We start from the raw sequence: 18295 nt of genomic DNA on the forward strand, positions 1-18295 counted from the left end.
ATATATTTACAATTCAATATCTAATTTATGTTTGATGGAATCCTTTAGTATTTTAGTAAACTTTTTAGCACCTTCTTCTGATAAATGATCGCCATCTTTGAAATCGTTATCATTGAATCGGTCATCTTTTAGAAAGTTGAAATAAAATACATTTTCGTGATTATTATCCAGCTCTTTTGCGATGGATAATAATTGGTCGAGTTGATGTTTATCCAGATGCTCATAATAACTATGCCAGGTTGGTGTGGTGACAAGAATTAATTGAATCTGTTTATCTTCACAGAACTGAATGATTTTGTGAAGATATTTCAGATTATCATCCAAATCTTTCCGATTATTTAATGTATGTCGTTTGGCTGCTTTTATACCACTTATTTCCAAATTATCTTTTGAAAATTTGTTTACTCTGAATCCTAAAGGAGAATATTGTGAAGTACCCTCTTTCAGATAGTCTTTTATTTTCTCATAAGTAATGCTGCTCGTTATTTCCACACTGTATTTATATTTTTCATATCCCATATAAATACCATAATATTTTAACCGGGATTTATCCGTATTATCCATCTTGTCCTGAAGGGTACAATACGAAAAAGAAAGAATAACGCATTTTAAATTATTGTACATATTCTCATATTTGGTCAATACAAAATAGTCACGTTCCAAATCCTGTGAAGAATTTGCGAAATTGAAAGCGCTGTTGGTCAGGTATAAAGGATTGACTCCCGACATACAATGTGAATTACCCAATATGAGTGTATTCAGGCTATCTGCATGCTGTGACATCCATTCGTTTTTATATTTGTAAGTATTCGGTATTTGCCGGATAGCATACTCCAACAGGATGAACAGTATCAGGATAGGTATCAGAAAGATAATCAATCGTTTTATAAATTTCTTCATATCGTTTAGAATTGAAAATAAATGAAATCGGCCGGTGTACCTTGCAGAAAGACGATTATAAAAATCAGGATATAATAGATTCCCCAACGTACCACAGGTGATTTGATCTCTTTATTTATCTGTAATGCATGTTCTTTTTCCCGTTGCATCCATTCAATAATGAGTAGCACTAAGCAATATATCAACGCTCTTTTGCCGTGCGGAAAGGACACCTCGAATAAAGACGGGGAAAAAAGACGTGCTAAATAGTCGGATGCTTCGCCGATGTCGTTGGACCGGAAAATAATCCATCCGATAAGGACAAGGAAAAAGGTGGAAAACATCTGTACAGCTTCTTTGAAAGAGGGTAAAAGTTTACCTTCGGCGATTACATTTTTCGTATATCTCCTGTTTTTATTGAGCAGCAAGAGAGGCATAAACAACAAGGCATGATAAATACCCCATAGAATGAACGTCCAGTTTGCCCCATGCCAGAGTCCGCTGATAATGAATATGATGAAAGTATTTCTGATTACTTTTGTTTTCTTGCAACGGCTTCCTCCCAACGGGATATAGATATAATCGCGGAACCAGGTACTTAATGAAATATGCCAGCGTCTCCAAAATTCAGATATGTCTCTTGAAAAATAGGGATAATTGAAGTTTTTCATTAAATCTATTCCGAATAACCGGGCACATCCGATAGCAATATCCGAATAACCGGAAAAATCTCCGTATATCTGAAAAGTAAATAAAAGACCGCCGAGTAAAAGAGTAAAACCACTTTGATACTGATAACTGCCCCATATTTCATTGACTGCCATCGCACAATTATCGGCAATAATCATCTTCTTAAAAAATCCCCATAACATCTGCCGGCAACCGTCTATTGCCTTACTGTAGTCGAATGTACGTCGTTTATAAAATTGGGGTAACAGGTTGGTGGCCCTTTCTATGGGACCTGCCACCAGCTGCGGAAAGAAACTGACAAAAGCGAAGAATGCAATCGGATCATGACAGGCGGATATTTTCTTCTGATATACGTCGATACTATAGCTTAAAGCCTGTAAAGTATAAAAACTAATACCTACAGGAAGAAGTATATCCAGTGTTATCCAATCCGGTTCAAACCCTAATGAATGTAATGCAGTTTCAATATTGGTACTGAAGAAATCAAAATATTTGAACGTTCCCAGGATACCTATGTTGAGTAAAATATTGATCGTGTTGATTATCTTCTGTTTCTTCCGGTTGCCTTCGGCCCGTTCGATGAGAAGTCCGCTGACAAAACAAAAGGAACTGGTCAGTATGATCAGAGAAAGAAAACGTATATCCCACCAGCCATAAAAGATATAGCTTGCTGTTACGACAAGGAAGTTCTGCCATTTCAAATGCTTGTCTGCTAACCAATATACAATGAAAACGATCGGCAGGAAGCAAATGAATTCTATGGAATTAAACAGCACAATATAAAAAGTTATGTCACTGATTCCCTGAAGTGACAATTGTTATAAAAGAAAACGCAGGAATTTACCGGTTTTTATCGTATCAACAGTCAGTCATCACAGTTTACAGCACACAATAAGGCACCCTGGTATATCACTACTTACCCGTAACAGGTAATGTGAAATACTAGTGTGTCGAAATTCTATAAACTATGAAATATAAACTGAAAAGGATAAAGCCGGACGCTTTCTATGATAAATATCGCCTATATATGATCATCGATCAGTCGCAAAAGTAGTGAAACATAGCTTATTGCCTATTTAATTAATAATAAATTATGTTTCAATAAAGCAAGGGGGATGATCCTCTTTTTAGCTTTTCTTCCTTGGTAATTATAAGGTCTTTTGTAGCTTTGTATCCGTAATTCAGGAAATATTGTCCTGTTCTTTGTTATATAGAGAACTTGATAGATAAAAACGTATTAGATATGTCAACGATTCTTTTTGATAAAATAGTGTTCGGTCCGGTACATAGCCGGCGGTTGGGTGTTTCTCTGGGTATGAACCTGCTTCCTGTGGACGGCAAACTTTGTTCTTTCGATTGCATTTATTGTGAATGCGGACTGAATGGGGAACGGCGTACACATACCAAATTACCGACCCGTGCAGAAGTGAAGGAGGCATTGACGGAAAAGTTATCGGCTATGCAGGCCGAAGGAATTGCTCCCGATGTGATTACTTTTGCCGGTAACGGAGAACCTACCATGCATCCGGAGTTCGAAGGTGTTATAGAAGATACGATTGCCACCCGCGACCGTTTCTTTCCGAATGCCAAGATTGCTGTCCTATCCAATTCAACCATGTTGCATAAGGAAGGAGTATTCCGGGCATTGAATAAAATTGAAGATAATATCCTGAAACTCGATTCTGTGCTCGACAGCCGGATACAACAGTTGAATGCTCCCAATTCTCCTGCTTTTACATTCGATAAATTGCTCGGACAGTTATGCCGTTTCGAAGGAAATCTGATTATCCAGACTATGTTCCTGAAAGGCGAAGTGAACGGCGAATCAGTGGATAATACAACCGAAGTAGAAATAACCGGCTGGCTTGAAGCCTTGAAGCAAATCAAACCGAAACAGGTAATGATCTATACCATCGACCGTGAAACTCCTTTGAAAGGACTTAAAAAAGTTCCCAAAGAAGCATTGGACGCCATAGCCGACCGGGCACGGAAAGAAGGGTTTGATGTGACGGTTTCCTATTAAAGAGATGAAAGGCGTTTCTCAGAACTATCACAGGGGTAAAAGAACTATCATACTATCATATTTTTATATAATATACCTATAATCAATAGGTTATCCTATGATAGTTCCTGTTTTCAACCGTCATTTACCTATCATGCAACTATCATAGTCTTATCCTGAAACCCAATATATGCTTCTTGTTTTACTGAAATATATGACTTATTATCAGCGAAATAGTTATTTATGTTGCTCGAGACCCGGGTGTCGACAATATTGAGACCTGGGTCTGGGCACGGTCAACATCCGGGTGTAAAACAGGCTGAGAAGGGCATCTTGAGAACAAAAAGTATGTATTCCTGTGAGATTAGTCTATATATTTTCGCAAAATATATAGTAGGGAAAGCAATATATAAGTGCGATTTATCCTATTTGTAAAGCCTTTTTTAGGTCTTAAACAATGTATGTTTAATTAAAATATAGTCCAAATGATGGTTTTATGACAGTATTATGATAGTTGAAAATGGCAACTGTCATAGAATAACATATTGATTATATGCGTATTATATAAAAATATGATAGTATGACAGTACATTTGATGAAACATTATTATGAAACTCCAATATAGAAATAATTGAACTAATTGCTCTATTCATTAACACATTAGTAATGTTTGTTCATTATTGTTTGATGCCGCGAACGGTTTTGAAAGTCTTATCATTGCTTAGTTTGAAGAAATAAACACCTTGCGGGAGATTACCTGTCTCTATCCATTCTGCCGGATCGGTTAATTTCCGGATCAGTTTTCCGTCGGATGAATAAATTTCAAGGCTTTTGACTTGCTGGTAATTATTTATCTGTATCCGGTCTTTGAATATTGCAGGGGTGATATGGAAATCGGTTGTTTCCTGTATACTCTCCGTATTTACATTTGTTTCTGCTGTAGCTGTGGCTGCTCTGCTTTCTTTTGAATCGTATAGAGCAGAAACACTGTAGTCATGCTTGCCTCCGGTGACATTTTTATCTGTGTGTTGTAATGTGGAAGCAGGGACAGAAGCTAGTAACATCTGGTCTTTGTATATGTTATATCCGGTAATAGCAGGGAAAGCCGGAATCTGTATATCACTGTTTGCTGCGGGAAGGGGAAGTGTCAGTTCACCTTCTTCGGAAGTGACGGTAGCAGACAGGATAAAATTAATATTGAATTCTTCGTCCAGCAAATATTCCCATTCGTTTCCGTCAAAAGATACCAGATTCCCTTTTCCGTTAATGGCCGGACCATTATCTACGAAAGCAGGATAAACCGAACGTCCGTATTTCCTGGCATAGATGGAAACGATCAGATCCTGGTTGGCATCAATCGTGTAAGGCGTTTTCAACTCTATCGTGTTGGACCGGTTGGCCGTCAGATTGGTTATTTCCTGTTGATAGGTCCGTTCTCCTTGTTTGATAAAGATGGCATAATTCACACTGTAGACAGGAATGAATTTTACGTTTACCAATTTCTTTTTATGTATGTTTATCAATTCTTTAGACTCCCATCTTTGACCGTAATAAAAAGGAGTACCATAGTATCCGATTTGATTGGCTGAATTTTGTGTACCCCAACCGATCAACTGTGTATATACAGGTGCATTCCATTGAATAAGAACATTATTGGAAGAAATGGATTGGGCAGTAACATTTGTCGGTGACTTATAATTGATAAGGCTCCCCTCCTCTCCGGTTTGCGACAAACCGGGAATTGTTGTTGCACCGGTGTTCAACGGATCGAGCCAGATATCCATACGTCCAGTATCAGCTTGGCTGTATTTATCCCAGTGATAAGAAAACTTGCCGTATAAGTTATTGCCGCTTGTCAGGCGGCAAGTAGAATTACCGCCGGTCAGTGTACCTACTATCTGCTTATTTTCATTGAAAAGTGGCGAACCGGAAGAACCGCCTTCCGTGATACTGTGCCCGTTGGTTGTTTTGTCGAAAATGACATTCCAATGGGCATTGAGAGCTCCGGCTTTGGATAGATTATCTATCCAGGTCGTTGTTTTTACCGGGTGATTACCGAAGGTCGATATTTTCATATAATCGCCGGAAGGATGATGAATATTCACTCCGGATGAAGTAGCCGTTTCACTTCTGTCCCAACCGTTGAAATATACATTATATTCTGCCGGGATCTTGTCGTTCAGCAATAATAACAGTCCGTCGGAACCGCCCTCTATCGGAATACTTACAATCCGCCGGCAGCCGGTCATTGTTTTATGTCCGGCTATTGGCGAAGCGTTTTCGCATCCGGTATGTTCAAAATGGAAATAAAATACCCATTGGTTTAGATCTGTTTCCGAAGCAGTTGTTCCGTTATCGTAATCTTGTGTACAATGGAAAGCCGACAATATATAAGGTTTCATGTCTTTCGCCGTGTTGTTCACCAGTGAACCGGAACAGAGGTATCCGGCCTTCCCTATTTTCTCAACCATCATGCAAACACCGTTCTTTTCGTGTTGCCACTCCTCTCCTTCTTCGCAGTTGATATTGACCATGCAGGAACCGGAAGTTCCCGGACCGGTACTCCGTAAGTCAGTAGTTACATGCAGATGATTGTATCCGTATCCTATCTGATTAATGGCTATACGGGCTTTTTCGTCCGAAACAGGCGGTTCGTATTCGAGAATGATATCATCGCCGGCCACAAATTCCGTAGCAAATGATTTTCCGTCCGGATTGGTTTGCGAAGTATAGGCTCCCAGTAAATGCGTCTTTTCTGCATTGTATATGAATAGTTTTCCGCCTTCAGGCAGGTAAAATGTTTCATAATATAACATTAAGGCAATCGCCCCTTTTGCCTGAAGGCGAAGCTGCCAGATTTTTTCTCCGCCGGGCAATACCCGCCATTCTCCGGCATTTTCCATATTCAAATCCGTATCTATCAATGCAGAAACAGCCAGAGGTGCTCCCTGGCTTACCCGCCATTCATCGACTGCTATCCTGTCTTCCACACTGAAATTTACCGGTATCTGAACAGCCGGTTGCCAGCTTTTCAACGGGTTCTGATAGTTGAAACTAACCGGTTTTCCTCCTTCGCTTATCTGCGATTTTGCTTTGCCGGGGCAAAACAGGAATAAGCAGATGATACTTATATAAATGCAGTGATAAAACAGTCTGTAACGATTCATTATAATTTGATGTAGATACGTTTCTTATATAACCAATATCCCGGTATCCAGTTCAATACGACAAACAAAATAGCCCATGCCAACGAACCTCCGAAGTTTCCGAAGAGCGGGACCAGGACATCTGCATATACATACGGTGTCACTCCGCATTTATCGAGTACCACTGCAAATACATCTCCCTGTACATAGAGATATAACGGATTAATCCCGAAAGATTCGAAAAACAGCGACCATTTCTTTTTGCCGTTTATGTCGATGATCCAGATCAGCAACGCCAGAAACAACGAGCCGAATCCGCAAGTGGTTAATACAAATGTACTGCTCCATAGTTTTTTATTGATCGGGCAGCCGTAACTTAGCAGGAATCCCAGAAATATAATAATTGTTCCAAAGATAAACAAATTCCTGATAATTAATTCATTGTTCTTCTTACAGTCGAGAATCATTTTGCCCACATAGAAACCGAGCAATACATGCCCGATACTTCCCAGGCAACTCAGCAACCCTTCCGGATCAAAGGCGATGCGGGTTCCGTCTGCCAGATAATCATGGTACATATGCGTATTTCCGAACAGTGCACGGTCGACTATTGCAATTATATTATCTTCCGACAACGTCTGGCTGCCGGTAGCGGCTAAAAGTATCCAGTAAAACAGCAGTATTCCGGCTGCTGTCTGTAAAATATATTTATGCTTAACGGATAATCCGATCAGTGAGCCGATCCCGTAAGCCAGTGCCAGCCGCTGCATAACCCCCAGGATACGCAGGTTTTCGAAATTGGAAAATCCGTTGTAGCAGAGATGTCCGAATAAATTCAAGGCAAATCCGACCAGGAAGATCAGCACGGTCCGTTTCAATACTTTCGTAACACTTTCTCCGGATAATTTGAAGTCGTATTTCCGCAATGAAAAGAACATGGAAACTCCCATAATAAACATAAAGAACGGGAATACCAGATCGGTAGGAGTGAGGCCGTTCCATGATGCATGCCGTAGCGGAGCATATACATATCCCCAGCTTCCCGGATTGTTCACCATGATCATCCCTGCAATTGTAATACCTTTCATTACGTCCAGTGAGAGCAGTCTTCCTGATTGTGCCATAATTTTAGATTATTCGGTTATAAAACGCAAATGTAAGTAAAAAGAATAGGATTATATAGAGAATAAAATGGAATAAGAATTAATATATTGAAGGTGGATTAAGTAAAATATCTCTATCCTATTGATAGGGGTATTTCTTGTTTTTCATGTCTTCACAATAGTGAAAACGGAAAAGATATGAAACGATTGTTGTTATGGATGGTGTTGTTGCTCCCTGTTGTTGCCGGGGCAAAAGAGGAAGAGGCATTCAGGAGATGGGAATTTGCTCTTTCAGGAGGGTTGAATAATAACTATTCCTGGGAGGTGGAGCCGGCGTTTACTTTCTTTGTTTGCCGGTATGTCGGTATAACAGGAGGTGTTAATTTTACAGGACAGTTTTACGATGAATATTATTCCGGCTCTGCTCCGGGAAACATGAGATGGTATATCGGTTCGGATGAATCGAATGTAAAACGGATACTTTTCCGTCCGGCCCTCCGGTTGCGTACACCCAATATAAACAGGTGGGGAGATCGTGACCTGAAGGTAACGTTCAATATGGAACCCGGCGCATATATGGTTGTTCCTGCCAACGAAACGCTTCGGGTGGGTTATGAAAATGAAAAACACCCCACTCCGGCTCTGCATACGGAAGATGTGACTAACCTGAATGGGGATTGGTTATATTGGAATGTAAAGAGTTTTATGCAGATCGAAGTAGAAAGCTGGGTATTTTCAGCCGGATATACCATTTCTAACTATGATGTGTATGGCGGTCGCCGTAACCTCGTGATTGAACGGAAACCGCTGAACGATATGCTATGGAAAAAGAAGATGACGCATTCGTTCTTCCTTTCCATAGGCATTCAGTTTTAGAAATTATTTTACAGCTTCTTCCGCTTTCCTGACAGCTTCGTTGATGTTGGAGCAGATATTATCCGGTCCGATCTTCTTGTCGAATCCGGATTTGGTCAATACCCGGCGTACATCTTCGTTTACTCCGGATAAGATCATATGGATATTTTCTGCTTTCGACAGACGGAACAGGCTTTCCAGGTTATGCAGGCCGGTCGAATCCATGAACGGGACTTTGCGCATGCGGATGATACGCACTTTAGGTTTGTCACCTATGATATTCATGACGTCGTCGAACTTATTGGCTATACCGAAGAAGAACGGACCGTCGATTTCGTACACCTCTACGCCTTTCGGTAAAGTCAGCACTTCTTCATCGTGATGGATTTCTCCTTCATCGGACAGGTCGATCTCGTCTTTGGAAACAGACACATGCGTCGTTTCCGCTACCCGTTTCATAAACAGGAACATGGCGATCAGCAAACCTATTTCAATGGCGATGGTCAGGTCGAAAATAACGGTCAGGAAGAATGTGACCAGCAAAACAGAAACATCGCTTTTCGGATTCTTCATCAACGAACGGAAGGTACGCCATTCGCTCATATTATAAGATACAATAATCAACACCCCTGCCAGGCAAGCCATCGGAATATGCTTGGTAAGCGGTCCGAGAAACAACAGGATCAGCATCAGTACGACTGCATGGATAATACCGGCAACAGGTGTACGGCCTCCGTTGTTGATATTGGTCATCGTACGGGCAATTGCTCCGGTAACGGGAATACCTCCGAAGATGGGAACAATGATATTGGCAGCTCCCTGTGCGATCAGTTCCGTGTTCGAATTATGCTTATCTCCCGTCACACCGTCGGCTACAGTTGCCGAAAGAAGTGATTCGATAGCCCCCAACATGGCGATGGTAAAAGCCGCAGGAAGCAGGAGATTGATTGTTTCCATATTGAAAGAAATAGCTTCCGGTTGCGGGAGGGAAGCATTGATAGTGAAACGGTCGCCAATGGTTTCAATACCTGCGATACCCAGATGATTGCGCATAATATATACGATGACTGTCATGACGATAATAGCAATCAACGATCCCGGTATCTTTTTGGAAAATCGGGGAGAGATGGCAATAATAAGTATACTGACAATCCCTATTACAAACGACCAAGGATTGACCGTATGGAAATGTTCGAAGTAAGCAATCCATTTGGAGATAAAATCGGCCGGCACTTTTTCCATCGTCAGTCCGAACAGGTCTTTCATCTGTGTGGTAAAAATAGTCAGTGCGATACCGCTGGTAAAGCCGACAACGATCGGGTAGGGGATGAACTTAATGACTGTGCCGAGTTTTAATGCTCCCATGATTACCAGTATGATACCGGCGATAACGGTTGCAATGGCAAGTCCTTCGATACCGAAATTCTGTATGATACCGTATACAATGACGATAAATGCTCCCGTCGGTCCCCCGATCTGCACATTGCTGCCTCCCAGAAAAGAGACAATGAACCCACCGATAATAGCGGTGATCAATCCTTTTTCCGGACTAACTCCCGAAGCAATACCGAATGCGATGGCAAGCGGAAGGGCCACAATGCCCACAATGATCCCTGCCATCAGGTCTGCCATGAATTTTTCTTTGGAATAGTTTTTCAGCGCTGAGATCAACTTGGGCTGAAAATCAAATTTACGTTCCATCTTTCTGCCTAGTATGTTAAATTTTGATGCAAAGATACAATAATATTTAGCGTAAAGTATAAAATATAGGATATATTGTAATGTCGACATTGCAAATGTGGTAAAAATTGTATCTGTATCTGTCCTGAACTTATGATAACTTATCTTTCAGAAGAAAAGTAATAGATGATATTTATCTGTGGATAGATATATTTTAAGTAAAAGAATAAATTAAAGTATTAAACATTTTCCTACTTTTGAGAGTTATTTCAATAGGGCGATCTTACAAACTCATTTTATACTACATATATAATTAGCATTATGGAAAAAAGTATTAAAGGTACACGTACCGAACAGAATCTGCTTAAATCATTTGCCGGAGAATCTCAGGCAAGAAGTCGTTACACGTTTTTTGCAAGCGTAGCTAAAAAAGAAGGTTACGAACAAATAGCCGGTGTATTTATGGAAACAGCTGAACAGGAAAAAGAACATGCTAAGCGTTTCTTCAAATTCTTGGAAGGTGGCATGGTGGAAATTACTGCTTGTTATCCGGCCGGTGTGATCGGCACAACAATGGAAAATCTGGCTGCTGCCGCTGACGGTGAGAACGAAGAGTGGGCTGACTTATACCCTGCATTCGCTGACATCGCAGAAGAAGAAGGCTTCAAAAACATTGCTGTTGCTTTCAGAATGATTGCTAAAGTAGAAGCTGAACACGAAAGACGTTACCGTAAACTGCTGGCTAACTTGACAGAAGGCAAAGTATTCGAAAAAGACGAAGCTATCTTCTGGCAGTGCCGTAACTGTGGTTTTGTGATCGAAGGCAAGAAAGCGCCGATGAAATGTCCGGCATGCGAACATCCGCAGGCATTCTTCGAACCGATGAAGCAGAACTATTAAAATCTGATTTTAATTAAAAAATTTAAGCGTCCTTATCCAATATATTTGGGATAAGGGCGTTTTTTATTTGTATTCATGCGAATAAAATATATCTTTACCAGCCTATTAATACTTAATTCTAATTTCTTCTGAATAGTTGGCAGAATGAGCATATCGATAAAAGACCTAAATAAGGTGTATCCGAACGGAAACCACGCCTTGAAAGACATTAATCTGGAGATACCTACGGGCATGTTTGGACTGCTCGGGCCCAATGGTGCCGGTAAATCTACATTGATGCGTATCCTGGTTGCATTAATGGAACCATCGTCAGGACAGGTGAATATTTGCGGATACGATCTGTTCAAACAGCGGAAGGAGATCAGGGGAATATTAGGTTATCTCCCGCAGGATTTCCGTTTCTTCGCCAAATATAAGACACATGAATTTCTGGATTATGCGGCCCGTTTATCAGGCATGACGAATGGTAAGCAACGCAAGCAGGCAGTCGATGCCATGCTGGAAAATGTCGGTCTTTTCGATGTGCGCGAACGGTATGCAAATAAACTGTCGGGCGGTATGAAACGCCGTCTGGGTATTGCCCAGGCATTGATCCACCATCCGAAGGTGATAATTGTGGACGAACCGACGACAGGGTTGGACCCGGAAGAACGTATCCGTTTCCGTAATCTGCTGTCGGAAGTCAGTGAGAATGATGTGACGATTATCCTTTCCACCCATATTGTGGGAGATATATCCAGTACCTGCAACTGCATGGCGTTGATGAACAAGGGACAGGTTTCCTTTTACGGTTCTCCGCAGGATATGTTGAAACAGGCGGAAGGGAAAGTATGGCGCATTAAAGTGACAAGTGATGAACTGCACGAGGTGGATAAGAAATATCCTGTTATCTCTACGATTCCTTCCGGTTCCGGTTGGGAAGTGCAGGTGGTGGCCGACGAGATCGAAGGGTATGAGGCTGAATCGTATCCTCCCAATCTGGAACATGCTTATGTATATTATATGGAAAATAAATTGAACCTTTGGACCAATGATTAGTAACCTTTTACTTTACCCCCTATGTCGTTTGTCAACAATATACAATCGGTAGCAAAATACGAAAGCAAGATATTGATCCGAAGCTGGTTCTTTAAGGTGTTTACCGTGCTGGCTCTTCTGATACTCGGATTCTTTGACTTTGGTATGTTGGTTGCCGACAATGGTGGAGGCATGTGGATGTTGAAAGCGCTCCCTTCCAATCTCCCTTACTTGAACCTGCTTTTACTGAATACCGGGCAGGCAGTCATATCGATATTCCTTGCTTCGGAGTTTTTGAAAAGGGATAAGAAGCTGGATACTTCGGAGGTCTTTTATGTCCGTCCGTTGAGCAATGCGGAGTATGTGATCGGAAAGATATGGGGAAACCTGCGGGTTTTCCTGATACTGAACCTGATCGTCATGGTAATGGCTCTGATATTTAATTTTATAGGATCGGGCATGTCGGTAGACTGGCTATCGTATCCGGTTTATTTCCTGCTGATAAGTATTCCGACACTGATCTTTATCATCGGATTGTCCATCTTCTTGATGCTGGTATTGAAAAATCAGGCGCTGACCTTTATTATCTTATTGGGATATATCGGGTTGACATTGTTTTATATCAGCGATAAGTTTTATTACCTGTTCGATTATATGGCTTATAGTCTGCCGCTGGTTAAATCGACTATCGTGGGCTTTACCAATCTGGAAGTCGTATTGAATCACCGGGCGATCTATTTCTTTGCCGGACTGGCTTTTATCTTTTTTACGATCTTTCTGTTCAGGCGGTTGCCCAATTCGTCGCGCAGTAATTATCCGTGGCTGTTCCTTTCGTTCTGTATGCTGCTGATAAGTGGGGCGGCCGGATATAAACATGTTCATTCCATCCTGGGAGAAGGGGAGATGCGTACCCTTTACACCGAGATCAATAATAAGTATGTGAATACTCCCAAGATGATAATCAATCAATACGATATATCACTCGAACAGCAACCGGAACGGGTGGTTTCGGAGGTGGAAATGAAAGGAATGGCTTTGCAGCCGGCGACTGTTTTCACTTTTTGCCTGAATCCCGGTTTGCAGGTGGAGGAAATAAAAAGAGGAGGGAAGCCTCTTGATTTCAAGAGGGATAATCAGATATTGCTGGTCGATTTCGGTGAGGAGGTTTTACCTGGCGATACGGTATCTTTCTCTATCAGGTATAGCGGGAAGGTCGACAGCAAGTTCTGTTACCTGGATATTCCGGCAGAGATTTTGCAGAAAGAGCGCAGGGATTTCCTGTTTAATATAGATAAGCAATATGTGTTCCAGACACCGGATTATCTGTTGTTCACTCCTGAAACATACTGGTATCCGCGCCCCGGAACCTCCTACAGCAATGTGAGTCCGGACTGGCAGCAGACTTATTTCAGCAAATTCGGTTTGCGGGTGAAAACGCTTCCGGGTCTCACTCCGCTTTCGCAAGGGGAGGGAGTGAAAGGAGAGGACGGCGTTTATTCGTTTGCCTCCGAATATCCGGCACAGGCAATTTCAGTGATTGTGGGTAAGTACAAACAGCAAAGTCTGGAATCGGACAGTACATTATATAGTATATGGCACATTGAGGGAAACGATTATTATACGGCTACTTTCGACTCCATACTCGATACCATCCCCAGCTTTATCCGTAATATGAGAGATAATCTAGAACGTAACTATAAACTGAGTTATCCGTTCAGCCGCTTCTCGATCGTGGAAGTGCCTGTTCAGTTCTCCACCTATACCCGTGCCTGGTCGCAGGCTCAGGAAGCTGTACAGCCTGAGATGGTCCTGTTCCCGGAAAAAGGATGTATGTTCGGCCAGCTGGATGTGGACAAGATGTGGCGCAACCAGGTGAAATGGTCGAAGCGGGGAGGACGTGAGATAACGGAGGAAGAGGCAAAGATACGCACGCTGAACAACTTCTTCTGGATATTCCAGCGGCCGGAAGGAAACTATAATTTCTCTTCCAGCGGCCGTGGTAATTATAATATCAGTTCGCAGGCAAACCCTTATTTCCTGTTCCCGCAACTGTATAATTACCGGTACAATATCTTTTCTCCCGAATGGCCGGTCGCCAATACTGCGATCGAACTTTATCTGCAAAAGAAATCGGATAACTATGGCTGGGAGCGTGAGATCAATGGCATCAGTAACAATGAAAAAGCCAGCCTGCTGATGGAAAAGCAAACCTTTAAGGAGTTGCTGGGTAATGTGGAATACCGTGATTTGCTGGAGAATATTATCAGTTTAAAGACTTATCGGTTGTTTGCTATCCCTGAGATTAATATCGGGGTGAATGCATTCAGGGATTCGCTTTATACATTACTCGAACGGAATACTTTCCGGAATATCCAGTTTGAAAGCTTACTGGATACGTTGGGGATGATTAGCCATGCGGATATCCGGTCGGGATTGGAGGAATGGTCGCATCCTACGCCTCTGCCAATTTATAGCCTGGGACGACCGGAAGTGACAAAAATCACCAACCGGGGACAGGAATCTTTTGTCCTGAAAATGCAGGTCAGCAATAATTCGGATTATGATGGAATTATACATATCGATATTCAGGGAGTCGGAAGAAGCAGCCAGAACGATATCGATCCGCGTACCAGCCGGAAGATTCCGTTGGAAGCTCACCAGACAAAGGAACTGGTATCCGTTTGGGAGGATGCTCCCCGTGATGTAACCGTCAATACCTTGATATCCGGTAATTTGCCGAGTGTGATCAATCAGCCTGTCGGAAATATCAGGCAGGAGAGAAGGCAGAATATAGATGCAGAAGGCGATTTTATAATTTCCGATTCCTCTTTCGGGACGGAGGGAGAAATTATTGTGGATAATGAGGACAGTACATTGTTCATCCTTTCCGAGCCGGATGTAGTGGGGTTATTACCTAAATGGCTGGATAAGGTGGAAGATACTTCATTCAAGTATTCAGGTGTTTCCAGCTGGCGGCCTCCACTGGAATGGACGGCAACCACCAATGCAAACTATTACGGTAAATATATTCGTTCCGCTTATGTGATAAAGAGCGGCAACGGTAGCCAGACGGCAACCTGGAAAATTCCTGTCCCGTCGGAGGGTACCTATGATGCCTATTATTATGTAAGTAAGGATAACGAACTCCGGTATAATGACCGGGCCCAGGGGGAATATCGTTTCAGGATCAGACAGGGGGAAGAAAGCGAAGATGCGTATATCAACCTCCGGAAAGCGAATGAAGGATGGGAACAGTTGGGCGTCTATTATTTTGTGGCCGATACGGCTTACATTACCCTGACGAATGAATGTAAATTAAGAAGTGTAACGGCCGATGCCGTCAAACTGGTAAAACGATAATCATTAAAACAGTCTACTTATATGCAAAGAGAGTTAGTATGGATGAAAAAGATGATCCTTGTGGTTGTTCTCCTGTCGGGAATCCCTCTGTTTTCCCACGGACAACTGTCACTGACCATCGAGAAGGCATTGGATATAGCAGAAGAGAACAGTCCGACCCTGCGCCGTTCGCACATGAACCTGGACCGGTATCAGGAAACGCTGATAGCCCAGCGGGCTTCCCTTAAATCCAAATTCTCACTGAACCTGAATCCCCTGGATTATAGTAAGAACAGGAGTTTCGACAATCGTTTGTCGCAATGGTATACAAACGAAAAACTCAGTACCAGCGGAACTTTCCGGGTGGACCAGCCTATCTTGTGGACGGATGGTGAGATTTCGTTGATCAATACGTTCGGCTGGCAGGATAATAATTCGAATATCGACGGTGACAAGAATAGTAATAAGGCGTTTAACAACAACCTCTATCTGCAACTTTCGCAACCAATCTTTACTTACAATAAGCGAAAGATGGAGTTGAAACAGATCGAGTATGATTACGAGAATGCCCATATCAGCTATGCTCTCCAACGCTTGAATACCGAAAAAGACATCACCAATCAATTCTATAGTGTTTATATGGCGCAAAGTCAGTTGGCTATTACCCGCGAAGAATTGGTGAATGCCCAGCAAAGCTACGATATTATAAAGAATAAGGTGGAAGCTGATCTGTCAGCCAAAGACGAACTGTTTCAGGCGGAACTGAACCTGGCAACCGCCCGCTCTTCGGTAGAAGAACAGCAAGTCTCCCTGGAGAATGCAAAAGATAAACTAAAACAGGCATTGGGTATGAACCTGGATGACGACTTGATGGTTTTTGCCGAGATAGATATCAAACCTATCGATGTTAACCTCCGGCAAGCGATAGATCACGGTCTGCAATCGCGCCTGGAGCTTCGCCAGCGGGAAATTGAAAGTGATGAACTTGGTTTCGATATGATCAAGACGAAGGCCTTGAATGAATTTAAGGGAGATATCTCACTCTCTTTTGGTTTGATAGGTGACAACAAACGTTTTCAGAATATCTATGAAAACCCGACACAGAATCCCCGGGTGGCAATCAGCTTTACGGTGCCCATCTTCGACTGGGGAGAAAAGAAAGCCCGTGTCCGTGCGCAGAAAGTGGCCCAGAATATCAACAAACTCGATTTCCATGAAGATAAAGTCGATATCGAATTGAATATCCGCCAAGTATGGCGTAGCCTGGAAAACTTACGGACACAGATAGAGATTGCCGAACAGAACGTGCTGAATGCACAACGTACATACGATCTGAACCTGACCCGTTATCGTGAAGGCGATCTGACCGGAATGGAAATGAGTCAGTTTCAGACACAGTTGTCGAATAAGAAGATCTCTTATACACAAGCCCTGATCAATTACAAGATCGAATTGTTGAATCTTAAAATACTTTCCCTGTACGACTTTGAGTTGAATGCTCCGATCGTTCCGATGAAAGACTTTATATCAGAAAAATAATCAGCCATGAAACAGTATAGTCACACCTTTGTATCTTTTGTATTACTTGCCATAGTAACAACCGGTTGTAACAATCAGCCGCAGAATCCTCCCAGCGATATAGCCACACCGGTTTCGGTAACGGAACTGAAAAAAGGTTCTATCAGTAAACTGATTAACACGACCGGGACGGCACAGCCTACGTATGGAGTCGATCTTAACTCGGAAATGAGCGGTCTGTACAAACTCCAGATCAACCCGAAGACAGGAAGACCTTTCAAACTGGGCGACCTGGTCTCTAAAGGACAGTTGATTATCCATCTGGAAGATAAGGAATATGAGAACGGTATTGCCATAGATGCCAAGGAATTGAGTCTGGAAATAGCGGAACAGGAACAGTCGAAACAGAAAGCCCTTTATGAAAAAGGCGGTGTGACCCTGAGTGAAATGCGTAATACCGAAGTGAAAGTGACGAATGCCCGTTATGACCTCGAGAATGCCCGGATCAATCTGGAGAAGATGAATATAAAGGCTCCTTTCGACGGTGTTATTGTCGATCTGCCTCATTACACGACTGATGTGCGGGTAGAACAGGGAAAACCGATGGTGGGTATTATGGATTATGCCCGGATGTACATGGATGTCAACCTGCCGGAAAGTGCTATCAGTTATGTCAAATCGGATCAGCCTGTATTTATTACGCATTATACATTGCCGGAAGATACATTGAAGGGAGTAATCAGCGAACTTTCGCCGGCTATCAGTACGGAAACACGTACATTCAAGGGAAAAGTGATGATACAGAACAATGACCTGAAACTGCGTCCGGGAATGTTCGTCAAGGCGGATATCGTCGTTGACAGGGCCGACAGTGCTATCATCATTCCGAAAGACGTGGTACAATCCAACCGTCGCCGCAAATTTGTGTTTATCGTGGATAAGAATACGGCTATCCTGCGGAATATCAAGACCGGAATGGAAGACGAGAACAATATCGAGGTTCTGGAAGGCCTTCGCGAAAACGACAACCTTGTCACCAAAGGCTTTGAAACATTGAAGGAGAACAGTAAAGTGAAAGTACAGAAATAGAAAAAGGTGAACTATCTGTTTGTAGTAACGGGGGTAACCAATTCCCCTCTTGAGAGGGGATAAGGGGTGTGTTAAAG

Annotated in this window: 12 protein-coding genes; 7 read left to right on the forward strand and 5 right to left on the reverse strand. The window is 42.4% G+C overall.

Going from position 1 to position 18295, the window contains the following annotated elements:
- Positions 1–6 precede the first annotated feature (6 nt).
- The gene (locus K6V26_RS22715) at positions 7–900 is read right to left on the reverse strand and encodes an SGNH/GDSL hydrolase family protein (protein WP_224263949.1); all 894 of its coding nucleotides are present in this window, start codon (positions 898–900) and stop codon (positions 7–9) included.
- A 5-nt stretch (positions 901–905) separates the two neighbouring features.
- Positions 906–2345, reverse strand: coding sequence for an MBOAT family O-acyltransferase (locus K6V26_RS22720; protein WP_224263950.1), 1440 nt, complete (start codon positions 2343–2345; stop codon positions 906–908).
- Between the two features lie 467 nt (positions 2346–2812).
- On the opposite strand from K6V26_RS22720, the gene K6V26_RS22725 reads away from it, so the two are divergent.
- Positions 2813–3592: a radical SAM protein gene (locus tag K6V26_RS22725; RefSeq protein WP_224263951.1), complete on the forward strand. Its 780-nt coding sequence runs from the start codon at positions 2813–2815 to the stop codon at positions 3590–3592.
- Positions 3593–4248: 656 nt separating this feature from the next.
- On the opposite strand, the gene K6V26_RS22730 is transcribed toward K6V26_RS22725, so the two are convergent.
- Positions 4249–6738 carry a T9SS type A sorting domain-containing protein gene (locus K6V26_RS22730; protein ID WP_224263952.1) on the reverse strand — a complete coding sequence of 830 codons (2490 nt, stop codon included), beginning with the start codon at positions 6736–6738 and terminating at the stop codon, positions 4249–4251.
- On the reverse strand, positions 6738–7841 hold the full coding sequence (locus tag K6V26_RS22735) for an acyltransferase family protein (protein ID WP_224263953.1): 1104 nt from the start codon (positions 7839–7841) through the stop codon (positions 6738–6740). Before K6V26_RS22735 ends, K6V26_RS22730 begins: the two co-directional genes overlap by 1 nt.
- 177 nt (positions 7842–8018) lie before the next feature.
- On the opposite strand from K6V26_RS22735, the gene K6V26_RS22740 reads away from it, so the two are divergent.
- A complete protein-coding gene (locus K6V26_RS22740; protein ID WP_224263954.1) occupies positions 8019–8696 on the forward strand; it encodes a hypothetical protein in 678 nt (225 codons plus the stop codon).
- 3 nt (positions 8697–8699) lie between these two features.
- Here the strand turns inward: K6V26_RS22740 and K6V26_RS22745 are convergent, their stop codons facing one another.
- Positions 8700–10376, reverse strand: a complete 1677-nt coding sequence (locus K6V26_RS22745) for a SulP family inorganic anion transporter (RefSeq protein ID WP_046145872.1) — start codon at positions 10374–10376, stop codon at positions 8700–8702.
- A gap of 300 nt (positions 10377–10676) precedes the next feature.
- Here K6V26_RS22745 and rbr point away from each other — a divergent pair, with 300 nt between their 5' ends.
- The 5 genes from rbr (at position 10677) to K6V26_RS22770 (ending at position 18218) form a co-directional block, all read left to right on the forward strand.
- The gene (rbr, locus tag K6V26_RS22750; protein WP_009860442.1) at positions 10677–11255 is read left to right on the forward strand and encodes a rubrerythrin; all 579 of its coding nucleotides are present in this window, start codon (positions 10677–10679) and stop codon (positions 11253–11255) included.
- A gap of 144 nt (positions 11256–11399) precedes the next feature.
- Positions 11400–12293: an ABC transporter ATP-binding protein gene (locus K6V26_RS22755; protein ID WP_044215046.1), complete on the forward strand. Its 894-nt coding sequence runs from the start codon at positions 11400–11402 to the stop codon at positions 12291–12293.
- A gap of 21 nt (positions 12294–12314) precedes the next feature.
- Positions 12315–15632 (forward strand): golvesin C-terminal-like domain-containing protein, encoded by a 3318-nt coding sequence (locus K6V26_RS22760; protein ID WP_224263955.1) that lies wholly within the window; start codon positions 12315–12317, stop codon positions 15630–15632.
- A 21-nt stretch (positions 15633–15653) separates the two neighbouring features.
- Positions 15654–17150, forward strand: a complete 1497-nt coding sequence (locus K6V26_RS22765) for a TolC family protein (RefSeq protein ID WP_009860439.1) — start codon at positions 15654–15656, stop codon at positions 17148–17150.
- Between the two features lie 6 nt (positions 17151–17156).
- Positions 17157–18218 (forward strand): efflux RND transporter periplasmic adaptor subunit, encoded by a 1062-nt coding sequence (locus K6V26_RS22770; protein WP_010801156.1) that lies wholly within the window; start codon positions 17157–17159, stop codon positions 18216–18218.
- The last annotated feature ends 77 nt before the right edge of the window (positions 18219–18295 follow it).

Source organism: Parabacteroides goldsteinii (assembly GCF_020091425.1).
GTDB classification, from domain to species: domain Bacteria; phylum Bacteroidota; class Bacteroidia; order Bacteroidales; family Tannerellaceae; genus Parabacteroides; species Parabacteroides goldsteinii.

Bases quoted from the DNA above. Each gene is read 5' to 3' on its own strand.
- K6V26_RS22715 (WP_224263949.1), bottom strand. From the start codon at position 900: ATGAAGAAATTTATAAAACGATTGATTATCTTTCTGATACCTATCCTG.
- K6V26_RS22755 (WP_044215046.1), top strand. From the start codon at position 11,400: ATGAGCATATCGATAAAAGACCTAAATAAGGTGTATCCGAACGGAAAC.
- K6V26_RS22745 (WP_046145872.1), bottom strand. From the start codon at position 10,376: ATGGAACGTAAATTTGATTTTCAGCCCAAGTTGATCTCAGCGCTGAAA.
- K6V26_RS22730 (WP_224263952.1), bottom strand. From the start codon at position 6,738: ATGAATCGTTACAGACTGTTTTATCACTGCATTTATATAAGTATCATC.
- K6V26_RS22735 (WP_224263953.1), bottom strand. From the start codon at position 7,841: ATGGCACAATCAGGAAGACTGCTCTCACTGGACGTAATGAAAGGTATT.
- K6V26_RS22765 (WP_009860439.1), top strand. From the start codon at position 15,654: ATGCAAAGAGAGTTAGTATGGATGAAAAAGATGATCCTTGTGGTTGTT.
- K6V26_RS22725 (WP_224263951.1), top strand. From the start codon at position 2,813: ATGTCAACGATTCTTTTTGATAAAATAGTGTTCGGTCCGGTACATAGC.
- K6V26_RS22760 (WP_224263955.1), top strand. From the start codon at position 12,315: ATGTCGTTTGTCAACAATATACAATCGGTAGCAAAATACGAAAGCAAG.
- rbr (WP_009860442.1), top strand. From the start codon at position 10,677: ATGGAAAAAAGTATTAAAGGTACACGTACCGAACAGAATCTGCTTAAA.
- K6V26_RS22770 (WP_010801156.1), top strand. From the start codon at position 17,157: ATGAAACAGTATAGTCACACCTTTGTATCTTTTGTATTACTTGCCATA.
- K6V26_RS22740 (WP_224263954.1), top strand. From the start codon at position 8,019: ATGAAACGATTGTTGTTATGGATGGTGTTGTTGCTCCCTGTTGTTGCC.